The organism is Janthinobacterium sp. TND4EL3 (assembly GCF_900156175.1).
Lineage (GTDB): Bacteria > Pseudomonadota > Gammaproteobacteria > Burkholderiales > Burkholderiaceae_D > Janthinobacterium.
In genome coordinates, this window is record NZ_FTMV01000006.1 from 170,165 (window position 1) to 193,451 (window position 23,287).

The window sequence follows — 23,287 nt, forward strand, 5'->3', positions numbered from 1 at the left end:
GTTTCCTCATGCAATCAGTGACTCCGTTTTCCAGCCTGCGCGACGAGCAACAGCTCATGACCACATTGCTGGCATTGATGAAAGAAGAACAGCTGCATCTGGTTGCGGCTGACATCGATGCAATCACGGAGCTCACGGCGCGCAAGACGGCACTGGTGGGACAATTGAACAGGCTGGCGGCGCAACGCCACCAGGCGCTGGCGGCGGCGGGCTACGCGGCCGCCGAAGCGGGCATGGAAGACTGGCTCGTCGGCGCCGGCGAAGCCGAAGCGGCGCCCCTGTGGAAATCCCTGCTCGAGACGACACGCGAGGCGAAGGAACAGAACCGGCTGAACAGCCTGCTGGTCAACAAGCACATGCTGCACACGCAAGGCGCGCTGAACGCCATGCGCCCCCCGGCCCAGAGCGGCAATTTCTACGGCCCCAGCGGCCAACCGACGACGAACACGGCCAGCCGGCGCGTCGTCATCGGCTGACAGCCTTGATTTGGCGCTCATCCCGACAAATCGGGAAACACGAGCGACCCGCACAGTATTAATCCATTGCTGCACGCATGCGCCGTGGCGGCCGCCACATAGGCGGGCGCCAGGCCCTGGCTGCGCGCCGCCAGGTAGCTGGCCGCGAAGATACCTCCGGCAATCAAGGTCATGCTGGCATGCAAAATGCCGGAGCCGCTCATGACATGCAGGAAGGAAAACAGCATCGCGCCGACCAGCAGGCTGTAGCCGGCACGCACCTTGTAGCGGCGCAACACTTCAAGCGGCAGCCACTGCCCGATGAGCGTCTCGAACAGCGGCGCCCAGATGACGGCTGCCCAGAATATCCGGGCCGTGCCCGCACCTTCCAGCGATGATGAAGCGGCGCCGCCCAGTTGCTGTGGCGAGAACAAGGCCAGGACTGCCAACAGCAGCAGCATGGCAATGAGAGCATTGATGGCGCCCGCACACAAGCCCAGGCACATGGCGCTCCGCATCGGCTGCGTTGCCATGCGTGACCGCAGGGCAGCCCACTGGATATCGAGCGGCGACACCGCCAAAATTATCGCTTTCAACACCGTCTATTGTTCCTCATGGCACCCTGCCCCCGTGGGCCGTTGCGGCACCATCATAGCGCGGCGCGGCGGCGCCAAATGACGTGAATTGTTTCACCAGACAGGCATCCGCAGCCCGCGCACCTCAGCCGTGCCCGGCACGCCCCGCATGCTGGCGGAACTTCGCCGCGATGGCTTGTCCTTTTGCCATGGCGGCGGCCTGCTGCGCCGGCGTCAGTTCGTCCTGCAGCCAGTGCCAGTATTCGTCCTGGTAGGGATTGGTGACGCCGGGCGCGAGGATATCGCCATAGACCATGCGCAGGGCCAGCAGGTAGCCGTAGGCTTGCGCCGCGTCCTTCTGCACCACCTCGCCATCGCGCAGGTAGGCCATCATCAGGGTCGAGACACTGCTCAGTTCCGCCTCGTCCGCCTGCGCCGTCAGCTGGGCGATGGCCTGCCGCTTCCACGCCTGCACCAGCGGATCGTCGGGACGGTTGCGCAGCGCGCTGCGGTCGCCGAACGGGCCTTCCGACAGGAACAGCGTGGCCGCGCCCGGCACGCCGGCCTGCGCGGCGGTGGCCAGGTAGCCGAGGCGGTCCTCGCGCTGGCGCTGCGTCAGGCCCGCGCACAGCTGCCGCTGCGCGGCTTTTTCCTCGGCCGTCATTTCGCGTCCCAGCTCGAATTCCAGCCCGGCCAGCCGGCCTTCTTTCTCAAACGAAATACAATCGTCGAGCAGGTTGTAGGCCGCATACGCGTCTTCCGGCCTGCCGCTGGCGCCCAGGCGCGCAAGCTGCTGCGCCAGCGTCACGGGAACTGGCGCGGCATCGGCGGCCGGGCTGGCGTCGAGCTTCAGGTACGATTCCAGGCTGCGTCCCGGCGGCGCGCCGGCGGCAGCGGTGGCGCCAGTGTCCGGCGCGCCGCCATCGGGTGCGGGCCAGTACACGAGCGCCAGCACTGCCGCGATGGCAGCGGCGATGGCGATACCGCTCAGTTTGCTGTTCATATGAGGTGGCGCATAAAAGGAAATGCACGTTACCACAGGCGCACGGCAGCGGGCCGCACGCCTCCGCACGCTCAGCCGCCGGCCTTTTTCGCCTGGTGGCCCAGCTTGGCCAGCGCCGCCATCACTGTCTCGACATGATCGCCCTGCACTTCGATCACGCCATCCTTGACGGTGCCGCCCGAGCCGCACTGCGTGCGCAGCTGCTTGCCCAGCAGGGCCAGGGCGATGGCGTCCAGCGCCAGGCCTTTCACCACGGTGACGCTCTTGCCGCCGCGGCCCTTGGTCTGGCGCGACACGCGCACCACGCCGTCGCCCGCGGGCGCCGCCTGGGCCTGCGCCTTGCACGCGCACTGCGCCAGCGGCTGGCGGCAGGCGGGGCACATGCGGCCCGTTTCGGTGGAATACACTAAACCGCCCGGGGAACTGCTTTTCATGATGGAGAAGGAAGAGTATGGAAAGGCCGCGATTGTACCAAGCGGCGGGGTTCAGTTGGCGGGAGCCGGCGCTGGCGCCACGGGCGGCGTCGGCACTTCCGTCACCGTCTCGGGGATGCCCGACAAGATCGTCACGGCGACCCGGCGGTTGCGCGCGCGCCCTTCCGGCGTGGCGTTGGGCGCCACGGGGATGTTGTCGGCGTGGCCGACGGCCGTCAGGCGCGTGGCCTGCACGCCGCTGGCGATGAACAGGCGCACGACGGCGCTGGCGCGCGCGGCCGACAGTTCCCAGTTCGAGGCGAAGTTCGAATTGCTGATCGGCTGGACGTCCGTATGCCCTTCCACCTGCACGTCGTGCGTGTCGTCCTTGAGCAGCACGGCGACGGCGCGCAGGGCCTGGTCCGATTCCGGCGTCAGGCGCGCCGCGCCCGGGTCGAACAGCACGCTGGCGTTGATTTCCACGCTCACGCCACGGCTCGTCTGCGTCACGCGCACCTTGCCCTCCTTGACCAGCGGCGCCAGCGTGGAGGTCAGGTCCTGCGCCAGGCGCGTCATGTGTTCGCGCTCGCGGCGGATGGCTTCCGTGCGGCGCTTCAGGGCGGGGTTCGGCAGCGCAATGGCCTGCGGCGCTTCCATGATGATGGGCGGCGCGCCCTTGTCCAGGCTGAAGGCCTGGCCGATGGCGTTCTGGAAGACGCGGTATTTTCCCTCGTTGACTTGCGAAATCGCATACATGACGACGAAAAACGCGAACAGCAGGGTGATGAAGTCGGCATACGAGATCAGCCAGCGGTCCTGGTTGTCCGGTTCCTCGTCATACTTCCTGCGCGCGCGCCGCATCATGGTCAGTGCTCGTGCAGGAGGCTGGCGACGCGCTCTTCGATGATGCGCGTATGGTCGCCCGTGGCGATGTCGTACAGCACGGCGGCCGTGATTTCGTACTGCACCACCCGGCGCGAGACGATGGCCTTGAGCTTATTGCCTACTGGCAAGAACAGCAGATTGGCCAGGCCTACGCCATAGATCGTCGAGACGAAGGCCACGGCGATGCCGCCGCCTAATTTACTGGGGTCGGTAAGGTTTTCCATGACGTGTATCAAACCGAGCACGGCGCCCAGGATGCCGATGGTGGGCGAATAGCCGGCCGCCGATTCCCACACCTTGACGGCCTGGCGCTCGGCCATTTCGTAGGCGGAGATTTCCACGTCGAGCAGCTGGCGCAGCTTGTCGGGCGCGATGCCGTCGACGATCATGCGCAAGCCCTTGGCGTTGAAACGGTCGGCCGTGTTTTCCATCAGGCGCTCGAGCGCCAGCGGGCCGTCGCGGCGCGCCGTCAGGCTCCATTGCCCGATGTCGCGCGCCAGCGCGGCGCGCGTGTCCGGCGGCGGCAGGAAGACCCAGCGCAGCATTTCCAGGCCGCGGACAAAAGTACGCAGCCGCGTCTGCAGCAGCACGGCGCCGAAGGTGCCGACGATGACGATGGCGAAAGCGGCCGGCTGCAGCAGCGAGGCCATCTTGCCGCCTTCCAGTGCCTGGCCGACCAGGAGGCCCGCCAGCGCCAGCGCCAGCCCGATTACGCTGGACCAGTCCACGCCAGCTCCCTCAAGGTTGCGCGCAGGCGCGCGACGGCCTGCGTATGCAGCTGCGAGACGCGCGATTCGGACACGCCCATCACCGCGCCGATCTCCTTCAGATTCAGCTCTTCTTCGTAGTACAGGCCCATGAGTATTTTCTCGCGTGGCGGCAGCGCATCGATGGCGTCGATCACGGACTGCCGGAAATCGGTATCGAGCAGGGACCGCAAGGGGTCGCTGCCCTCGTCCACGCAATGGCGGTCGAGGAAGCTGTCATTGCCGTCCGGGTCATGAAAATCTTCGTAGTACACGAGCTGGTGGCCGCCGCCGTCGCCCAGCATTTCCTGGTAGTCGGCCAGCGACATTTTCAGCAGTTTCGCCACTTCCGACTCCGTCGGCGGGTGGCCGAGACGCTGCTGCAGGATGCTCATCGCCTCCTCGATCTTGCGCATGTTCTGGCGCATGCTGCGCGGCAGCCAGTCGCTGGTGCGCAGCTCATCGAGCATGGCGCCGCGGATGCGCAGCACGGCATACGTCTCGAACTGCGCGCCATGCGTTTCCTCGTAGCGGCTGATGGCGTCGAGCAGGCCGATCATGCCGGCCTGGATCAGGTCATCGACCTCGACCGAAGGCGGCAACTTCGCCTTCATATGGTGCGCCAGACGCTTTACCAGCGGAATATGCTCCGTCAGCAAATAGTCCTTGTTCGATTTCCCTTTGACCGTGTACATAGGCTGCTTATTGTTTTATCGTCTTATCTGGTGCTACGGTTGGATTCAGGCGCTGAAATGGTGTGCGCTCCCCGTCTGGTACAAGGTGCTTCCCAATACGGGCGCCGCCGAACGCACCAGCCGCTCGGCCAGTCCGCGGAACGCCACCGACGCGCCGGCCAGCGGAAACGCATCGACCACGCTGCGGCCCAGGCGCGCGGCGCGGTGCAGGTATTCGTCGGCCGGCACGGAACCCATCGACGTCAGTTTCACGGCCAGATAGCGGCTTGCGGCTTGCGCCATATTATCGTACACCACTTTTGCCTCGGTTTCGGAAGCGCCGGTAACCAGGATGCCGAAGGGACGGCGTCCCAGCTCCTGGTTCAGGCGCTTGATCAGGCAGTACGCCGCCTTGATCGAGGTGGCGCTGTTGGACACCTGCACGACGATGTCCGACGAAGCCATCAGCGGCACGGGGAAGCAGTCGCCCTGCTCGGCCACGACGCCGTCGACCAGCACGATGCCGCTCTGGCGCGCCATCACCTCGAAGGTCTTGCCCAGGCGGCGCGTATCGTCGTCGCCCGCATAGTCCATGCTGTCCATCAGATGGTTGCGCGCGCCCATGTGCGCCACGCCGAAGCCCTGCGGCACCTGGTGGATCACCTGGTTCAGGCCGCACTGCTGGCGCGCCACGTCGAGCAGGCTGGCGCCGTGCGCCAGGCCCAGGCGCGAGGCGACGCCGTCGCTGCTGCCGCTGGCGTCGACCAGCAGCACTTCATTGCCGCCGTAGGCCAGCGAGGCGCCCAGGTTCACCAGCATGGCGCCCTTGTCGTCCTGCGGCGTGGCGGACAAGAAGGTCATGACGCGCGGCTGCGGTCCGGCCAGCATGCGGCGCAGGCCTTCGGCCTGATCGAAATCAAAGTTAGCCAAGGCGCACCCCGCGTGCTTCATTGTTGCGGGCGGCCGCCTGCGCCATCAGCAGCGGCAGTTCGGCGTCGGAAAACTGCGTCGCCGCCGTATCGCGCTTGAGCTTGAAGGCGCGGTCGATCAGGTAGCCACGGTCGGCCAGGTGCAGGTCTTCCGGCACGCGCTGGCCGTTCGACACGTAGAACAGGTTGAGTTTCTGGCGGATCACCACGTCGAGCACGTTGCCGATCGAGGCCGCTTCATCGAGCTTGGTCATGATGCAGCCGGCCAGGCCGCTGCCCTGGTAGGCGCGCACCACTTCGTTGAGGGTTTCCTGCGTCGCCGTGGAGTTGAGGCACAGCAAACGCTTCACGTCGGCGCCGGCGCCCGACAGCATGGCCACCTGTTCCGTCACCATCTGGTCGCGCTGGCTCACGCCCACCGTATCGATCAGCACCGTGTGCTTGTTCTTCAATTCCTTCAGGGCGATGCGCAAGTCCGCTTCATCCTTCACCGAGTGCACCATCACGCCGAGGATCTTGCCGTAGATGCGCAGCTGTTCGTGCGCGCCGATACGGTAGGCGTCCGTGGTGATCAGGGCCAGCTTTTCCGGGCCGTGGCGCATCACGCAGCGGGCAGCCAGCTTGGCCGTGCTGGTGGTCTTGCCGACACCGGTCGGCCCCACCAGCGCGAACACGCCGCCCTGCTCCAGCATGGCGTCTTCATTGGCGACGGAATTCAGGTTGCGGCTGAGGACGGTCTTGATCCAGCGCATGCTTTGTGCGCCGTCCAGGCCGGCCGGCAGCTTGTCGATCAGATAACGCGCCAGGCTGGCCGAAAAGCCGGCGGCCAGCATCTCGCGCAGCACGACGGCCTTTTGCGGCTCGCGCTGCTGGGTCGAGCCCCACGAGATTTCCGCCAGCTGGGTTTCCATCATGCCGCGCATGGCGCGGATTTCATTCATCATGCCGCTCATTTCGGCGGCCGCGTTTTCCTTCACGTGCGCCAGGGCGCTGGCCATCATCTGCTGCATGCGGGCCATGTCCACTGGCTCGCCGGCTGCCTGGCGCGGCGCGGCAGGACGTGGCGCCGCAGGGCGCTGGGCCGGGGCGGCCGGACGCTGCGGCGTGGCGAACTGGGTCTGCAACTGGGGACGGGGCTGGGCCATTTCCGAGGCGGCCGGCGGCGACGCCAGCGAGGCGGCGTCGTCATTGGCCAGCGCGAGGATTTCCACCACGCCATCGCCCTGGCGGTTCGACAGGATCACGGCGTCAGGGCCGAGCGCCTCGCGCACCTTGCGCAGCGCATCGCGCGACGAGGCGCCCGTAAATTTCTTCACATTCATGACCGGCCTCCCGGGGCGGGTGTGGCGCAATATGGGCTGAACTGTGTGACCATCATCGACTCCTGTTGCTTGAGTGCTGTCTTCCACATGGACACAGATCACCCGGACAGTTTCCATTATTAGCGATGCTTGGAGGAAATGATCGAAGGAACAGGACGGGAAAGTACCCGTTATTCAGTTTGCCGAATGGAAATTGATGAAAAAATAAGCAAAATGGCGAAGCGGCAGTCGCTGGGGGTCAGACGGGGGCGCCGAGTCCCCCTCGCACGTTGGCGATGACCTTCGTGCTGGCGGTGTTGAGGGGTTGACGCCGGCATTGACAAGGCAACTATTGCGCGCCCACCAGCGCCGTGACGCGGATGGTCTTGGTTTCCGGCACTTCCGCATGCGACAGCACCTTCAGCTGCGGCAAGGCGCGACGCAGGAAGCGCGACAGCAGGGCGCGCAGCGGCGCCGGTACCAGCAGCACGGGCGTCAGGCCCAGCGCTTCCTGCTGCTGCGCGGCCAGGCCCGCCTGGTGGGCGATGGTGTCGGCCAGGCCCGGCTCGATGCCGGCGCCGTCGCCGCCATTGCCCATCGCCTGCATCAGCAGGCGCTCCAGGCGGCTGTCCAGGGTCATGACGGACAGCTCGGCCGCGCCGGGGAACAGCTGCTGCACGATGGCGCGGCCCAGGCCCACGCGCACCAGCGCCGTCAGGTCGTTCGGGTCCTGCGTATTGACCGTATGCTCGGCCAGGGTTTCGATGATGGTGCGCATGTCGCGGATGTGCACGCCTTCGGCCAGCAGGTTCTGCAGCACCTTCTGCAGGGTCGACAGCGACAGCATCTTCGGCACCAGGTCTTCCACCAGGCGCGGCGACTCCTTGCCCAGGTGGTCGAGCAGCGACTGCACTTCGGCGCGGCCCAGCAGTTCCGACGCGTGCGAGGTGATCAGGTGGTTCAGGTGCGTGGCCACCACGGTGCCCGCATCGACCACCGTGTAGCCCATCGATTGCGCCTGGTCGCGCAAGCTGGCCTCGATCCACGTGGCAGGCAGGCCGAAGGCGGGGTCGGTGGTGGCCAGGCCGGGCAAGGTACCGCTGGCCATGCCGGGGTTGATCGCCAAAAACTGGCCGTTGTAGGCCTCGCCCACGCCCACTTCCACGCCCTTGAGGGTGATGCGGTAGGCCGAGGGCTTCAGTTCCAGGTTGTCGCGGATATGCACGGGCGGTGCCAGGAAGCCCACTTCCTGGGCGAATTTCTTGCGGATGCCTTTGATGCGCTTGAGCAATTCGCCACCCTGCGTCTTGTCGACCAGGGGAATCAAACGGTAGCCCACTTCCAGGCCCAGGGTGTCGACGGGCATGATGTCTTGCCAGCTGGCTTCTTCCTGCTCGGGCGCCACGGTCGCTTGCGGCACTTCGGCCGGCGCCTCGGCCGCCTCCTTCGCCTGCGCCCGCGACTTGCTGATCAGGTAGGCGGAACCGGCCAGCAGCGAGGCCAGCAGGATGAAGACCATGTTCGGCATGCCGGGAATCAGGCCCATGCCGCCGATGATGCCGGCGGTAATGTACAGCACTTGCGGTTTCGCAAACAATTGACCGACCAGTTGGGTGCCGATGTCCTGTTCGCTGGCCACGCGCGAGACGACGATACCGGCCGCCGTGGAAATGATCAGCGAAGGAATCTGCGCCACCAGGCCGTCACCGATGGCCAGCAGGGTGTAGTTCTTGAGCGCATCGGCAAAGCCCATGTCGTGCTGCAGCAAACCCACCAGCAAGCCGCCGACGATGTTGATGACGGTGACCATGATGCCGGCGATGGCGTCGCCGCGCACGTATTTGCTGGCACCGTCCATGGCGCCGTAGAATTCCGCTTCCTGCGCCACTTCCGTGCGGCGGCGGCGCGCCTCGTCCTCGCCGATCAGGCCGGCGTTCAGGTCGGCGTCGATGGCCATCTGCTTGCCGGGCATGGCGTCCAGCGCGAAGCGTGCGCCCACCTCGGCGATACGGCCCGCACCCTTGGTGACCACCGTGAAGTTGATGATGGTCAAAATGATAAACACGACGATACCGACCGTGTAGTTACCGCCAATCAAGAAGTGACCGAAGGCTTCAATGACTTTACCGGCCGCGTCGGCGCCCGTATGGCCTTCCGTCAGCACCACGCGCGTGGAAGCCACGTTCAGCGACAGGCGCAGCATGGTCGACACGAGCAAAATGGTCGGAAAGGCCATGAAATCGAGCGGCTTGACCGTGTACAGCGCCGTCAGCAGCACGATGATGGACAGCGCAATATTAAAGCTGAAGAAAATGTCGAGGATGAAGGCAGGCAGCGGCAGCACCATCATCGCCAGCAGCATGATGATGATGACCGGTGCGGCGATGCCCTTGCTGGCGTTGCCCTTCAATCCGCTGAGCCAGGCTGGCATGGTCAGGCCGTTCATGGTGTGCTTCCTTTATTCTTGTCTGCCGCGTCTGCCGCGGCCTTGATCTGCGATGCGGGGTCGAGCGGGTCGAGCTCGGGCGGCACGTCGAGTTTTTTCGGCTTGTCGGGACGCTGGCCGTGGCCGCTGCCATAGCTGCGCAGCTGGAACACGTAGGCCAGCACTTCGGCCACGGCGCCGTACAGCGCCTCGGGAATCTCGTCGCCGATGTCCGTGTGCTTGTACAGGGCGCGGGCCAGGGCCGGCGCTTCCAGGATGGCGACCTTGTGCTCGCCGGCCAGCTCGCGGATCTTCGCCGCCACCTCGTCGACGCCCTTGGCCACCACCTGCGGCGCGCCGCGCGAATTCTCGCCGTATTTCAGCGCCACCGCGTAGTGGGTCGGGTTGGTCACCACCACGTCGGCCGTGGGCACGTCGGCCATCATGCGGCGGCGCGACATTTCATGCTGCATCTGGCGGATCTTCGCCTTGATCTGCGGATTGCCGTCCGATTCCTTGGACTCCTGCTTGACTTCCTGCAAGGTCATTTTCATCTTGTTGGCGTAATGCCACATCTGGTAGGGGCCGTCGATGGCGGCGATCAGTCCCAGCGCGCCGACGATCAGCAGGAACGCCGTGATCAGCAGGCTGATCAGGTGAGCGGAACCGGCGCGCAGGGATTCGACCGACAGGCCCAGCACGGCGTCCTTCTGGTGCTGCATCACCATCCAGGCGACGACGCCGACGACGAGGGTCTTGGCGATGGCTTTCAGCAATTCCACCAGCGCATTCTTCGACACCATATTGCCCAGGCCGCGAATCGGGTTGAGCTTGCCAAAATTCGGGGTAAATGCCTTGGAACTGAACAGCCAGCCGCCCACCAGCAGCGGCGACGCCAGGGCCACGAGCATGATGGCCACGGCATAGGGCAGGCAGGTCAGCAGGACCGAGCCCACGTCGTAGCCGATACGCAACATCATCGCATCGGGATTGAGTATCTGCTCCCGGTCCAGCGACAGCCCGGAGACCATGACGGCCGTCAGCCGCCGCACGATGGCGTCGCCGGCGAACCACAGGCAGCAGCCGGACGCCATCAGCACCGTAAACGTGGCCACTTCACGCGATCGCGGAACGTCGCCTTCCTCACGCGCCTGCTCGAGGCGCTTCGGTGACGCGGCTTCGGTCTTTTCTGCGTCGCTGTCTTCCGACATCAATCAACTCCGGTGAAGTCCTGCGGCCTGGCTAGGCGCAATACGGACTGGGCATGACGCATTATCGGTTCAATCATCACGACGCCATCAAGGGAAAAGGAGGGCGAATCCCCTGCTTTTCCTTTGCCAGGATGAAACCAGGCGCCGCAGGCGCCCAATTCAGAGGGGACCGAAAAATGGGCAGGACAAGGCGCAGCCCCGAAGACAGTACGAGTAGTACGGCGAGCGGCTGCAACGCAGTCATGGCCATTTTCTCGTGGCCCCTAACGATTTTTTCGCGCCTCGGCCTGTTTCACCGTCTGCTCTATCGCGCCGAACAAGGATTTGCCGTCGTCGCCCAGCATTTCCAGTCGGACAACATCGCCAAACAGCAAGTACGGCGTGCCGGCCACGCCATCGGCGATCATCTCCTGGTTACGTCGCTCAACGATGCTGGAAAATCCCTTCTTGACTTCCTTGTTGGCGATACCGCCCGCGCTGACCACGCTGCCGGCGCGCGCATTGCGCGTCTGGCACAGGTGGGCGAGCAATTGCGGGTAATTGAAGGCCATGTCGGCACCCGCATGGGGCTGGCCCGTCAACTTGCCGTTCAGGCTGCAGCGCACGGCGTAATGCACCTTGCCGCCGCGCCAGGCGTCGCCCAGCTCGTCGGGCGTGATGGCGACAGGCGAGCAGGCCATGGCCGGCTTGGCCTGCAAGTAGCCGTAGCCGCCGGCCTGCTCGTCGGGCGCCAGGTTGCGCAGGGTGATGTCGTTGACCAGCATCAAGAGCTTGATGTTCAGGTGCGCCTGGTCCGGCGTCGAGCCCATGGCCACGTCGTCCGTGATGGCGGCGATGCCCGCCTCGTAGTCGATGCCCCACTGCTCGTAGGCCAGGGTGATGTCGTCGTGGGCGCCAAGGAAATCGTCGCTGGCGCCCTGGTACATCCGTGGCGCGTCGCGCAAGTTGGCGGGCGCGTCAATGCCTGCCGCCTTGCAGGCCCGCTCGATCTGCTGCAGGTAGGACGCGCCGGCCACGCGCAGGCTGGTGCGCGGCAAGGGCGCCATGCAGTTGGCAGGATCGAACTCGAAGGCCCGGTGGCCGCGTCCGCTATTGATGGTCTGGTACAGCAAATCGAGCTGGGGGGCGATGAAACTCCAGTCATCGAGCGCCTTTTGCAGGGTCGGGGCGATGCCGTCGGCCAGATGGGCCGTTTTCAGGTCGCGCGAGACGACCGCCAGCTGGCCATCGCGCGTGCCATCCTTCAGTGTAGCTAATTTCATGTACGGAAAACTTCGTCAAATGCGGGCAATAGGAGGCTAAAGACGCCAAAAAGCCGGGAAAACCCGGCTTCGGCGCTGTGGGACGTTATGCCAGGAGGGCGATCTGTTCAGGCGTGAGGTAGCACCACTCGCCTTCGGCGATGCCCAGCGATTCCAGGGGCAGGCTGCCGATGGCGGAACGGTGCAGCGCGCTGCAATGGTTGCCGGCGGCCGCCAGCATGCGCTTGACCTGGTGGTATTTGCCCTGTTCGAGCACGATTTCGAGCTGGAATTCTCCGCGCTTGACGCAGACGAGGGCCGCCAGCGGGGCCGGTTCGTCGTGCAACTGCACGCCGGCCAATAGCTGCGCCACCAGCTCATCGGTCACGGGTTCTTGCGTCGTGGCCTGGTAAATCTTGGGAACGTGACGCTTCGGCGACGATTGTGCATGGATAAACGCCCCATCGTCGGACATCAGCAGCATGCCGGTCGTGTCATGGTCGAGCCGGCCGACGGGCTGGACTTCGCGCCAGCTGAACTGTTCCGGCAGCAGGGTCAGCACGCCAGGGTGATGGCTGGGCTTGCGCGAGCATTCGAAGTTGGCGGGCTTGTACAGCGCCAGATACAGGTGTTCGCGGTAGACCCACTCTTCCTCGAAGACGTGCAGCACCAGGCCTTCGGTCTCGACGGTGGTGCGGTAATTGGTCTGGGTGACGCCATCGATGACGACGTCGCCATCATCGATAAGGGAACGGCAATACTTGCGGGTGCCAAAGCCCTGCGATTGCAGGATGCGGTCTAGGGATAATTTACTCATGGGCGTGACTGTACCAGAAGCGGCTGGCAGCGTGAAGCGGCGCCGCGCGCCGCCTGCGCCAGGGATGGCGCAGCAGGAAACCATGACACAGGCAGAAATATAAAAAAGAACAAGGTGAGATTTGGCGGCAAATGGCCAATTCCTTTGAGATATATCAAGCGCTCGGAATATCGGATTGATAGACTGAAACTTCGTTAGGAATCCGCCTAACGTGCTTTAGGAATTATGTCAGCAGCCACGACCTCACAAGGATATCGTATGAAGCACATCAACACCATTGCCTTACAAGGCAGCATCGCCGACATGCGCAGCCGCATGGCCGCCGAACAGAGCGCCATGCATAAAGTTCATCTGGGCCTGGCGCGCTGGCGCGGCGCCCTTCCCGCGCAGGACACAGACGGGCCGGCGCCGGACGACAGCCCCGCTCCGGCCAGCCAGGCACGCTGGCATGCCGAAGCCCAATGCCATTTCATGTGCTGGCTGGAACAGGGCGGCTTTGCCCTGGCGGAAGAGGAAGCGGAACAGGCGGCAGCGCCAGCGTCCGCGGCGCACGGCGCAAAGGGAGCCAGCGCGCAGGCTAAGCCATCCACCGCCCCGATCTTGCCTGCGCATTGCGACGACTGCGCCGCCTGAGGCGCAACACCCGGCTCCCATGCCCTGCCTTCGCATGCACGCCCACCACCGCCATCCGGCCCACGCCGCGGCAGCCACGACGTCCAGGTCATCCGCGACGTCGACGCACAAAAGGAAACGGCGGCATTGCGCCGCCGTTCCCAAGCCCCAACGGGACTTTAGTGAGGAATGTAAATTCACTCAAAACCACATCTGCGATGCGGCGAGTAGTTCCAGGACCTGCCCATCAAAGTACTGACAACATAGTAGATATATCGCCCCTCCTTGAAAAGAACTACGCTTTCACTATAGCCCAGTAGGGGCGATTTTCAAGGCAAATTGCCATCTTATTGAAAATCATTCTCGATTAGCTTATCAAGTTACTACGAGAGATATCTTCAACGCAACGCCGGTTGCGCCTGCTGCGCGGCTGCCTTCATGGCGCCCGCGCCCATGGCGGCGCCGAATTTCTTCAGTACCCGCTCCGGCAAGCCTTCGTGCTGCGTGTAGTCGACGATGTCTTCCGCCTTGACGACGTCGCGCGCCACGCTGTCGACCGTGCCGAAATCGTCGGCCAGGCCCATTTCCACGGCTTTCGCCCCCGTCCAGTACAGGCCCGAGAAGGTGTCCGGCGTTTCCTTCAGGCGCTTGCCCCGTCCCGCCCGCACCACCTCGATGAACTGCTGGTGGATTTCATTGAGCATGCCCTGCGCATGGGCCTTGTGCTTGTCGGTCAGGGGGCTGAACGGGTCCATGAAGCCCTTGTTGTCGCCGGCCGTCAGCAAGCGGCGCTCGACGCCCACTTTTTCCATCACGCCCGTAAAGCCGAAGCCATCCATCAGCACGCCGATGGAGCCGACCACGCTGGCCTTGTTGACATAGATGCGGTCGGCGGCGGCGGCGATGTAATAGCCGCCCGAAGCGCACATTTCATCGACCACCACATATAAAGGCTTGTCCGGATAGCCCTTGCGCAGGCGCTGCATCTCGTCGACGATCATGCCCGCCTGCACGGGGCTGCCGCCCGGACTATTAATATGCAGCACCACGGCCACGGAGCCGGCGTCGGAAAAGGCCTTGTCCAGCGCGGGGATGACGACGGCGGCCGAACCGGCGCCTTCGGACTCGATGGCGCCGCTGATGTCGATCAGGGCCGTGTGGCGGCCCAGGGTTTCACTGTCGTCGGCCGTGTTGTAGTCATAAAACACCCACAGGGCGAACAGCACGATCAGCAGGCCGAAGATCTTGAAGAAGATGCTCCAGCGGCGGTGCGCGCGCTGCTCTTGCAACGTGGCAAATACCAGTTTTTCCAGCACGTCGCGTTCCCAGTGGCCGGCAGGGGCGCCGTTGCCGGCGGCCGCACCACTGTCCAGCTTGTCATTCGTGTTATCGCTCATAATTCACTTCGCTCACATTGCAAAAAGGCCGGCACCAGGCATCAGGCCGGCACAGGCCTGACATAGTCATCGGGCTGCCAGTACAGTTGGCCATCGCGCTCGGCCACGGGAATCGGACGCAAGCGGCCGCCCTTGCAGGGGCCGCCCGCGCACAAGCCGCTTTCCGGCACATAGATGGCGCCATGCGTCGAACACATCAGGTAAAGTCCGCTCGACTCGAAAAACTCGCCCTCGGCCCAGTCCAGCTCGATCGGCACGTGGGCGCAGCGGTTCAGGTAGCCATACGCCCTGCCGCCATGGCGCACGACAAAGCCTGTCGTCGCTTCGCCGCCGGCCAGCACGGGAAAACGCACGCCCTTGCCGCCGTCGGCCACGGCGTCGGCGGCGCAAATGAGCACTTCCAGCACAGCGCCCATCATGCGTGCTCACTGAGCCATTGATGCAGGTCGGCCACCGTGGCGGCCGAATACAGGGGTTTGCAAGCCTGCAACTGCTCGACGGGATGCGCTCCATACTCTACGGCAATACCGGCCGCCCCTGCATTGCTTGCCATCAATAAATCATGGCTGGTGTCGCCGATCATCACGGTGCGGCGCATATCCTGGCCCAGCTCGCGCGTCAGCTCCTGCAGCATGGCCGGATGGGGCTTGGAGAAAGTTTCATCCGCGCAACGTGTCGCATCGAACAGGGACAGCAGCTTGACGGCGTTCAGCGAACGGTTCAGGCCGACGCGGCTCTTGCCCGTGGCGACGGCAAGAAAATACGCCTGCTGCGACAATTCCAGCAGCATTTCATGCACGCCCGGAAACAGGGCCAGTTCATGGTCGCGCGACAGATAGTGATAACGGTAGCGCTCGGCCATGCGCGCATGGTATTTCGGCTCCACGTCCGGCATCGCCAGCTGCATGGCTTCCTGCAAGCCCAGGCCGATCACGTGCGAGGCTTGCAATTCGGTGGGAACAGGCAAGCCCAGGTCTTTGGCCGACGCCTGGATGCACTTGACGATGGTCGAGGTACTGTCTATCAGGGTGCCGTCCCAATCGAAGACGATCAGATCAAATTGCTTTCTTGCCATGTTTTCCGACGACCCAGCCGCCGGCTCCTTGAGAATGAATGATGGCGACTGACTACCTTGTGGGTAGCGTCGCGCGCACGCGTTTGATGACTATCGCGCGGCAACGGCCAATGGTTTGCCCAAGCTTACCAAGAAACGCTCGCATTCGGCAGCCAGCGGCGCATTCAGGGTCATCGTCTTGCCCGTTTCCGGATGCGTAAACGTGATCTGGTGCGCGTGCAGGAACATGCGTTTCAGGGCGCCGCGCGTGCTGTCGGCTTTCAACAGGGCGCGGTTGAGGGCGAAGTCGCCATATTTATCGTCGCCGGCGATGGGGAAACCGGACGAGGACAGGTGCACGCGGATCTGGTGCGTGCGGCCCGTCTTCAATTCCGCCTCCAGCAAGGCGAAGTTGTGATATTTATGCAACAGTGAAAATACCGTGTGCGACGCCAGGCCATCGGCCTGCACGGCCACCCTGCGCTCGCCTTCGGCCGTCGTATATTTATGCAATGGCAACTTGATATGCTGGCGCGCATTCTTCCAGTCGCCCGCCACGAGCACCAGATAGCGCTTGTCGGTGACGCCGTCGCGCATCTGTTCGTGCAAGTTCGTCAACGCGGAACGTTTCTTTGCAAGCAACAACAAGCCGGACGTGTCGCGGTCCAGGCGGTGCACCAGTTCCAGGAACTTGGCGTCGGGGCGCGAGGCGCGCAATTGCTCGATCACGCCGAACGACACGCCCGAGCCGCCATGCACGGCCACGCCGGCCGGCTTGTCGATGACGAGCAGCTGCGCATCCTCGAAGATGATCTTGAATTCGGCGGCCGGCGCGCCCGTGGGCGCCTTTTCGGCCACGCGCACGGGCGGAATGCGCACCACGTCGCCGGCGGCGAGACGGTACAGCTGATCGATACGACCTTTATTTACCCGCACTTCTCCCGATCGCAAGATCCGGTAGATATGGCTTTTAGGCACTCCCTTGCACACTCTTAATAAGTAGTTGTCGATGCGCTGGCCTGCTTCTTCCTCGGCGATCGTTACGAATTGGGCTTGCGGCTGAACCGGGGGTGTTGAAGGGGGAACAACATCATTTTGACTCTTCATTTACTATGTCTTCCCAGAAATCTCTCTAAGTCCTTCATTTTGAATATATAATTGTTTTTGCTGCGGCCCTGGCTGCTGCGAGTGTAAGAATAAAAGCACATTTTACACAGGGGCGTCTCCACCGGCCTCGCCAAATTGCAAATTCGGTGGAAAAAAATGTATATGCACCATCCCTGCGCGAATCAAGGTTGCACCGTAGTTGTAATCGGATAACGCGTGGAGATGCTGAAGTGAGTGTGGGATTATAAGGATAAGTACCCGTTAGCGCGACTTATCGAGTCGGGCTCGCGGGTTGATGAAGTTGATAACGCTTGCCGTTTTCGCCAAATCCCGTATGCGGCCACCTGAGGTTGTCGATGAATAGGCTGAGGCCAAGCCTCGCCATCGCGATCCCTGTAATGAGCCGGCTTACGATTTGGCTCTGAATTTGCTGACCACTTGCATTCTCTGCCCCCGGCATTCGGGCTGTTTCAGATGAGTTGCAAGTGTCCCGTGCACTCGGCATGACGATTGACCTCACCGCGCCTGTTGCGGCCGTAACGTATACCTCGTACGCGTTGTTGCTCCGCACGCCTGGGCATTTCCCCCGCCAACACTCCCGTTCTCGCATATATCCCTGTACTTCGCCGCTTCCCCGGAAGCGGCTTTGAGATGGCCTACGGGTCGCGGAGTTATAAAAATGAAACGCATGTTGTTTAATGCCACGCAGCAAGAAGAACTGCGCGTAGCGATTGTCGACGGACAAAAACTGATCGACATCGATATCGAGACAGCCGGGCGCGAACAGCGCAAATCCAACATCTACAAGGGCGTGATCACGCGCATCGAGCCTTCGCTCGAAGCGTGCTTCGTCAGCTATGGCGAAGACCGCCACGGCTTCCTGCCTTTCAAGGAAGTTGCCCGCACGTATTTCCGCGAAGGCGTCGACGTGCGCAATGCGTCCGTCAAGGAAGCGCTGCGCGAAGGCCAGGAAATCATGGTCCAGGTGGAAAAGGAAGAGCGCGGCAACAAGGGCGCCGCCCTGACCTCGTTCGTCTCGCTGGCCGGCCGCTACCTGGTCCTGATGCCGAACAACCCGCGTGGCGGTGGCGTATCGCGCCGCGTGGAAGGCGAAGAGCGCCAGGAATTGCGCGAAACCATGGATAAACTGGACTTGCCTGCTGGCATGTCCGTCATTGCCCGCACGGCCGGCATCGGCCGCAACGTCGATGAACTGCAGTGGGACTTGAATTACCTGATGCAACTGTGGCGCGCCATCGAAGGCGCCGGCAAGTCGGCCAACGGCGCGTTCCTGATCTACCAGGAATCGTCGCTCGTCATCCGCGCCATCCGCGACTACTTCCAGCCCGACATCGGCGAGATCCTGATCGACACCGACGAGATCTACGACCAGGCGCACCAGTTCATGAGCCACGTGATGCCCGACATGGTGCACCGCGTCAAACGCTACAGCGACGACGTGCCGCTGTTCTCGCGCTTCCAGATCGAACACCAGATCGAAACGGCCTACAGCCGCACCGTGCCGCTGCCATCGGGCGGCGCCATCGTGATCGACCATACGGAAGCGCTGGTCTCCGTCGACGTCAACTCGGCCCGCGCCACGCGCGGTTCGGACATCGAGACGACCGCCTTCAACACCAACTGCGAAGCGGCCGAAGAAGTGGCCCGCCAGCTGCGTTTGCGCGACCTGGGCGGCTTGATCGTCATCGACTTCATCGACATGGAAGTGGCGAAGAATCAGCGCGAAGTGGAACAGCGCCTGAAAGATGCGCTGCACCATGACCGTGCCCGTGTACAAATGGGCAAGATTTCCCGCTTCGGCCTGATGGAACTGTCGCGCCAGCGCCTGCGCCCTTCGCTGTCCGAAGGCTCGCACGTGACGTGCCCGCGCTGCTCCGGCACCGGCCACATCCGCGACACGGAATCGTCCGCCCTGCAGGTGCTGCGCATCATCCAGGAAGAAGCGATGAAGGAAAACTCGGCCACCATCCACGTGCAAGTGCCCGTGGACGTGGGCGCCTTCCTGCTCAACGAAAAACGCGGCGAAGTGCTCAAGATCGAGAACCGCCACCGCATCGCCGTGATCCTGATCCCGAACAAGCATCTGGAAACGCCGCACTACAAGCTCGAACGCATCAAGCACGACGATCCGCGTCTGGAAGACAGCCAGGCCAGCTACAACCTGGCCGAAAGCGCTGAAACCGACATGGCCTACAGCAAGCGCCAGAAGGAAGAAGCCAAGCCGCGCCAGGAAGCCGTCGTCAAGACGATCACGCCTGACCAGCCGGCGCCGCTGGTCGAGCGCAAGCCCGTCGAAGTCAAGCCAGCCCCGGTGGCCGCGCCTGCCGCGCCGCAGGGCCTGATCGCCAAGATCATCAGCTTCTTCACGGGCGCGCCGGCTGCTCCGGCACCGGCACCCGCCCCTGTCGCGCCAGTCAAGCCGGCCGGCAATGCCGACCGTGGCGACCGCAACAACCGTGGCCCGCGTGGCCGTGGCCGCAACGGCAAGCCTGGCCGCGAAGAGCGCGAACCAGGCCAGGGCCGCCCGGCCCAGGACGACGCGGCGAAAGAAGCGGAAGCACTGGAAAAGGCGGCCCGTCCGCCACGCCCGCCGCGTCCGCCACGCGAACCGCGTGAAGCTGGCGAGGCAACGGCAGCGCCACGCGAACGGGGCGAGCGTCCTGAGCGCGCCGAGCGTCCGGAACGCGCAGAGCGCCCGGAACGTGCCGAACGTCCGCCACGCCAGCCGCGCGAAGGCCGCGAACCACGCGCCGACAAGGCTGTAGTTGCTGAAGTGAAAGCTGAAGAGCTGGCATTGGTTGGCGCCAGCGCCAGCGCAATCAACGTCGTCGTGGCCTCAAACGGCCCGGACGCAGATGCCGCACCAACGAGCTTGCTGAAAGCCCCGGCCAATGCCGGTCCTGAAGGCGAAGAGACGGAAAACGATGTCGAAGGCGAAGAACCGCGCCGCCGCCGTCGTCGTGGCGGCCGCAACCGCAACCGCCGCGACCGCGAAACGGGCGAGCTGATCGAATCGGCAAACGGCGAGAACGAAGGCACTGACGCACCCGTGATCAGCTTTACGGTCGCTCCGGCGCCGGAAGCGGGCGCGGATGCCGCTCCGGTCGCCGTCGTGGCTGCCGCCGCTGTCGTCGCCGTCGCGGCGCCAGTGGAAGCTGCCGTCGTGGACGTGGTCGAAGTGGTGGAAGTGGCCAAGGTGGTGGACATCGCCAAGGCCGAAGTAGCCGCTCCTGCCGCTGAAGCCGCAGCAGTTGCTGAAGTGATCGTGCCGGAAGCCCCTGTGGAAGCCGTCGTTGCTGCAGCGCAAGCTGAACCAGCCGCTGCGGAACCAGCACCAGCTGCCGAGTACAGCTTTGCCGAGAAGGCCGCGCCTGAAGCAGCAGCTGCTGCTCCAGCGGAAATCATCGTCGAAGCCGTGCCTGTCGCCGTCGTGGAAGCCGCCCCGGTGGTGGAAGCCGCGCCGCTGGTCGAAGCCATCGCCGTGATCGAGGAAGCACCGGCACCGGTCGCAGAAGCAGCACCTGCCGTCGTGGAAGCCGCTCCGGTGGCCGCCGCACCGGCGCCAGCCCCTGTGGCTGCTCCTGCACCAGCGCCTGCTCCTGCGCCAGCGCCTGTCGCCGCTCCCGCTCCGGCACCAGTGGCCGCGCCGCTGGACCTGAACGCGGTGCTCGGTTCGGCCGGCCTGACCCTGGCGGCCACCGATCCGGAAAAACTGCGCCTGGCGCAGGAAGCGGCCGCCAAGGCGGTCGCTCCCGTGCGCAAGCCGCGCGAACGCAAGCCATTGCCGCCGCAATCGGATGAGCCGTTGATCCAGGTCAACACGCAACGTCCATAAGCGTGCCGGGTTTGCCCAGCCGCGAATGATGAAAGGGGGAGCTCAGGCTTCCCCTTTTTTACGTCCCCACCTTTGCCAGCCAGCCGCCATGCACGAGAACGCCGACCTTTCCCCTCCCGCCCCCGTCAGCCTGCGCAGCGCCTTCTGGTACTGGCTCAAGCTGGGCTGCGTCAGCTTTGGCGGCCCGGCCGGGCAAATCGCCATGATGCATGCGGAACTGGTCGAGAAGCGGCGCTGGATTTCCGAGCAGCGTTTCCTGCACGCCCTCAATTACTGCATGCTGCTGCCAGGGCCGGAAGCGACCCAGCTGGCCATCTACATCGGCTGGCTGATGCACCGCACGCGCGGCGGCATCCTGGCCGGACTGCTGTTTCTGCTGCCCTCGCTGCTGCTGCTGATCGTCCTGTCCTGGCTGTACATGGCATATGGCCACGTGGCCGCCATCGCCGGCGTCCTGTACGGCGTCAAGCCGGCCGTCGTCGCCATCGTGGTGGCCGCCGCCTGGCGCCTGGGACGGCGCACCTTGCGCAGCCCCGGTCTGATGAGCATTGCGGCCGCCGCATTTGTCGCCATCGTCGTCCTACAGCTACCATTTCCACTGATCGTCCTTGGCGCGGCCCTGCTGGGCATGGCCGGTGGGCGCTGGCTGCCAGGCCAGTTCCACGCCGGCGGCGCGGCACATGGCGGTGCGGCCCGGCACGCGCCCGCCCTGATCGACGACGATACGCCCACGCCGGAGCACGCGCGTTTCACCTGGCCGCGCCTGCTGGCCATGGCCAGCCTGGGCGTGGCGCTGGCCTTGCTCGCCTGGCTGGGCCTGGCGCTGCTGGGCGGAAAGGATCAGCCGCTGGCGCAGATGGGCGTGTTTTTCAGCAAGGCCGCCCTGCTGACGTTCGGCGGGGCGTATGCCGTGCTGCCCTATCTGGTGCAGGGCGCCGTCGAGCAATACCACTGGATCACGAGCGCGCAGATGATGGATGGCCTGGCGCTGGGCGAAACGACGCCCGGCCCCTTGATCATGATCGTCGCCTTCATCGGTTTTGTCGGCGGCTGGAGCCACGCGGTGCTGGGTGGCAACCTGTGGCTGGCGGGCGTGTGCGGCGCCCTCGTCACGGCCTGGTTCACCTTCCTGCCATCATTCATCTTCATCCTGGCCGGCGCGCCGCTGGTGGAAGCGACGCGCGGCAACCTGCGCCTGAGCGCGCCCCTGAACGCCATCTCGGCGGCCGTCGTGGGCGTCATCGCCAGCCTGGCCCTGTTCTTTGGCCGCCACGTCGTCTGGCTGCAAACGCCCGTGCCGCACTGGGACTGGCTGGCCCTCGCCATCGGCGCGGCGGCCGGCGTGGCGCTGCTCAGGTTTCAAATGGGCACCATCAAATTGCTGCTCGCCTGTGCCATCTTCGGCCTCGTGCTATCGTATCTGCCTTGAACGACTTAATGTAACTGGCATCACCTTTCATGGCTGACAAGATTATCTACCTCGCCGAGGCCCGCAATGGGGCACCGGCGATACCCGACCGGCTGGAAAGCCCCAGCGGCAGCGTGGCCGACCGCCTGGGCCGGCCCCTGCACGACTTGCGCATCTCGATCACCGACCGCTGCAATTTCCGCTGCGTGTACTGCATGCCGAAGGACGTGTTCGACAAGAACCACGTGTATCTGCCGCACACGGATTTGCTGTCCTTCGAGGAAATCACGCGCGTGGCGCGCCTGTTCGTCGCGCATGGCGTGGAAAAGATCCGCCTGACGGGCGGCGAGCCGCTGCTGCGCAAGAATATCGAAAAACTCATCGCCATGCTGGCCGCATTGCGCACGCCGTCAGGCCAGCCGCTGGACCTGACCCTGACGACCAACGGTTCCTTGCTGGCCAGAAAGGCGCAAGCGCTCAGGGATGCGGGCCTGAACCGCGTTACCGTGTCGCTCGACTCGCTCGACGACGCCACCTTCAAGCGCATGAACGACGTCGATTTCGCCGTCGCCGACGTGCTGGACGGCATCGCCGCCGCCCACGCGGCGGGCCTGGGCCCGATCAAGGTCAACATGGTCGTCAAGGCCGGCATGAACGAGCAGGAAATCGTCCCCATGGCGCGCCACTTCAAGGGCACGCCCTACATCCTGCGCTTCATCGAATACATGGACGTGGGCGCCTCGAACGGCTGGAACTTGCAGGAGGTCATCCCCTCGGCCGAGGTCGCGCGACGCATCGGGGAACACATGCCCTTGCTGCCCATCAACCCGAACTACACGGGCGAGACGGCGGCGCGCTGGCGCTACGCGGATGGCGGCGGCGAAATCGGCCTCATTTCCAGCGTCACGCAAGCGTTCTGCGGCGACTGCAGCCGCGCCCGCCTCTCGACCGAGGGCAAGCTCTACACTTGCCTGTTCGCCACCAGCGGCCACGACTTGCGCAGCCTGCTGCGCGGCGGACGCAGCGACGCAGAGATTTCCTCGGCCGTGGCGCAACTGTGGCGCGGCCGCGCCGACCGCTATTCGCAATTGCGCACCAGCCACACGGATTTGACGGGCGGCGCGCTTGAGCACGGTAAAAAGAAAGTGGAAATGTCGTACATCGGCGGCTGAATCGGG

At 64.3% G+C, this 23,287-nt stretch carries 21 protein-coding genes; 5 read left to right on the forward strand and 16 right to left on the reverse strand.

Features of this window, described 5'->3' with window-relative positions; genetic code table 11:
• Positions 1-8 precede the first annotated feature (8 nt).
• Complete coding sequence (locus BXA07_RS11875) at positions 9-476, forward strand: flagella synthesis protein FlgN (protein ID WP_076568135.1); 468 nt, start codon at positions 9-11, stop codon at positions 474-476.
• A 17-nt stretch (positions 477-493) separates the two neighbouring features.
• Here the strand turns inward: BXA07_RS11875 and BXA07_RS11880 are convergent, their stop codons facing one another.
• The 12 genes from BXA07_RS11880 to BXA07_RS11935 form a co-directional block, all read right to left on the reverse strand.
• Complete coding sequence (locus BXA07_RS11880) at positions 494-1,054, reverse strand: hypothetical protein (RefSeq protein ID WP_139335540.1); 561 nt, start codon at positions 1,052-1,054, stop codon at positions 494-496.
• Positions 1,055-1,175: 121 nt separating this feature from the next.
• Positions 1,176-2,033 (reverse strand): hypothetical protein, encoded by an 858-nt coding sequence (locus tag BXA07_RS11885; protein ID WP_076568137.1) that lies wholly within the window; start codon positions 2,031-2,033, stop codon positions 1,176-1,178.
• Between the two features lie 71 nt (positions 2,034-2,104).
• Positions 2,105-2,467: a translation initiation factor Sui1 gene (locus BXA07_RS11890; protein WP_076568138.1), complete on the reverse strand. Its 363-nt coding sequence runs from the start codon at positions 2,465-2,467 to the stop codon at positions 2,105-2,107.
• Between the two features lie 51 nt (positions 2,468-2,518).
• Positions 2,519-3,307 carry a flagellar motor protein MotD gene (gene motD / locus BXA07_RS11895; protein WP_076568230.1) on the reverse strand — a complete coding sequence of 263 codons (789 nt, stop codon included), beginning with the start codon at positions 3,305-3,307 and terminating at the stop codon, positions 2,519-2,521.
• Positions 3,308-3,312: 5 nt separating this feature from the next.
• The gene (locus BXA07_RS11900) at positions 3,313-4,059 is read right to left on the reverse strand and encodes a flagellar motor protein (RefSeq protein ID WP_076568139.1); all 747 of its coding nucleotides are present in this window, start codon (positions 4,057-4,059) and stop codon (positions 3,313-3,315) included.
• The gene (locus BXA07_RS11905) at positions 4,041-4,772 is read right to left on the reverse strand and encodes an RNA polymerase sigma factor FliA (protein ID WP_076568140.1); all 732 of its coding nucleotides are present in this window, start codon (positions 4,770-4,772) and stop codon (positions 4,041-4,043) included. The genes BXA07_RS11900 and BXA07_RS11905 overlap by 19 nt, the downstream gene beginning before the upstream one ends.
• A 45-nt stretch (positions 4,773-4,817) precedes the next feature.
• Positions 4,818-5,681 (reverse strand): MinD/ParA family ATP-binding protein, encoded by an 864-nt coding sequence (locus tag BXA07_RS11910; protein WP_076568141.1) that lies wholly within the window; start codon positions 5,679-5,681, stop codon positions 4,818-4,820.
• On the reverse strand, positions 5,674-7,002 hold the full coding sequence (flhF, locus tag BXA07_RS11915) for a flagellar biosynthesis GTPase FlhF (RefSeq protein ID WP_076568142.1): 1,329 nt from the start codon (positions 7,000-7,002) through the stop codon (positions 5,674-5,676). Before flhF ends, BXA07_RS11910 begins: the two co-directional genes overlap by 8 nt.
• Before the next feature lie 328 nt (positions 7,003-7,330).
• A complete protein-coding gene (gene flhA, locus BXA07_RS11920; protein WP_076568143.1) occupies positions 7,331-9,427 on the reverse strand; it encodes a flagellar biosynthesis protein FlhA in 2,097 nt (698 codons plus the stop codon).
• Positions 9,424-10,617 (reverse strand): flagellar biosynthesis protein FlhB, encoded by a 1,194-nt coding sequence (gene flhB, locus BXA07_RS11925; protein WP_076568144.1) that lies wholly within the window; start codon positions 10,615-10,617, stop codon positions 9,424-9,426. Before flhB ends, flhA begins: the two co-directional genes overlap by 4 nt.
• 263 nt (positions 10,618-10,880) lie before the next feature.
• A complete protein-coding gene (locus BXA07_RS11930; protein WP_076568145.1) occupies positions 10,881-11,879 on the reverse strand; it encodes a fumarylacetoacetate hydrolase family protein in 999 nt (332 codons plus the stop codon).
• 85 nt (positions 11,880-11,964) lie between these two features.
• Positions 11,965-12,675, reverse strand: coding sequence for a pseudouridine synthase (locus BXA07_RS11935; RefSeq protein ID WP_076568146.1), 711 nt, complete (start codon positions 12,673-12,675; stop codon positions 11,965-11,967).
• Positions 12,676-12,933: 258 nt separating this feature from the next.
• Between BXA07_RS11935 and BXA07_RS11940 the strand changes: the two genes are divergently transcribed.
• A complete protein-coding gene (locus BXA07_RS11940; RefSeq protein ID WP_076568147.1) occupies positions 12,934-13,308 on the forward strand; it encodes a hypothetical protein in 375 nt (124 codons plus the stop codon).
• 377 nt (positions 13,309-13,685) lie between these two features.
• Here the strand turns inward: BXA07_RS11940 and BXA07_RS11945 are convergent, their stop codons facing one another.
• The 4 genes from BXA07_RS11945 to BXA07_RS11960 all read right to left on the reverse strand — a co-directional run bounded on the left by BXA07_RS11945 (position 13,686) and on the right by BXA07_RS11960 (position 16,845).
• Positions 13,686-14,684 carry a S49 family peptidase gene (locus BXA07_RS11945; protein ID WP_076568148.1) on the reverse strand — a complete coding sequence of 333 codons (999 nt, stop codon included), beginning with the start codon at positions 14,682-14,684 and terminating at the stop codon, positions 13,686-13,688.
• Between the two features lie 41 nt (positions 14,685-14,725).
• A complete protein-coding gene (locus BXA07_RS11950; protein ID WP_139335541.1) occupies positions 14,726-15,103 on the reverse strand; it encodes a Rieske (2Fe-2S) protein in 378 nt (125 codons plus the stop codon).
• Complete coding sequence (locus tag BXA07_RS11955) at positions 15,100-15,759, reverse strand: HAD-IA family hydrolase (RefSeq protein WP_076568149.1); 660 nt, start codon at positions 15,757-15,759, stop codon at positions 15,100-15,102. The genes BXA07_RS11950 and BXA07_RS11955 overlap by 4 nt, the downstream gene beginning before the upstream one ends.
• A gap of 90 nt (positions 15,760-15,849) precedes the next feature.
• The gene (locus BXA07_RS11960; RefSeq protein ID WP_034785281.1) at positions 15,850-16,845 is read right to left on the reverse strand and encodes an RluA family pseudouridine synthase; all 996 of its coding nucleotides are present in this window, start codon (positions 16,843-16,845) and stop codon (positions 15,850-15,852) included.
• 679 nt (positions 16,846-17,524) lie between these two features.
• On the opposite strand from BXA07_RS11960, the gene BXA07_RS11970 reads away from it, so the two are divergent.
• The 3 genes from BXA07_RS11970 to moaA all read left to right on the forward strand — a co-directional run bounded on the left by BXA07_RS11970 (position 17,525) and on the right by moaA (position 23,281).
• On the forward strand, positions 17,525-20,701 hold the full coding sequence (locus BXA07_RS11970) for an Rne/Rng family ribonuclease (protein WP_076568151.1): 3,177 nt from the start codon (positions 17,525-17,527) through the stop codon (positions 20,699-20,701).
• Between the two features lie 88 nt (positions 20,702-20,789).
• Positions 20,790-22,130, forward strand: a complete 1,341-nt coding sequence (gene chrA, locus BXA07_RS11975) for a chromate efflux transporter (protein ID WP_076568152.1) — start codon at positions 20,790-20,792, stop codon at positions 22,128-22,130.
• Positions 22,131-22,159: 29 nt separating this feature from the next.
• Positions 22,160-23,281, forward strand: a complete 1,122-nt coding sequence (moaA, locus tag BXA07_RS11980) for a GTP 3',8-cyclase MoaA (protein WP_076568153.1) — start codon at positions 22,160-22,162, stop codon at positions 23,279-23,281.
• The last annotated feature ends 6 nt before the right edge of the window (positions 23,282-23,287 follow it).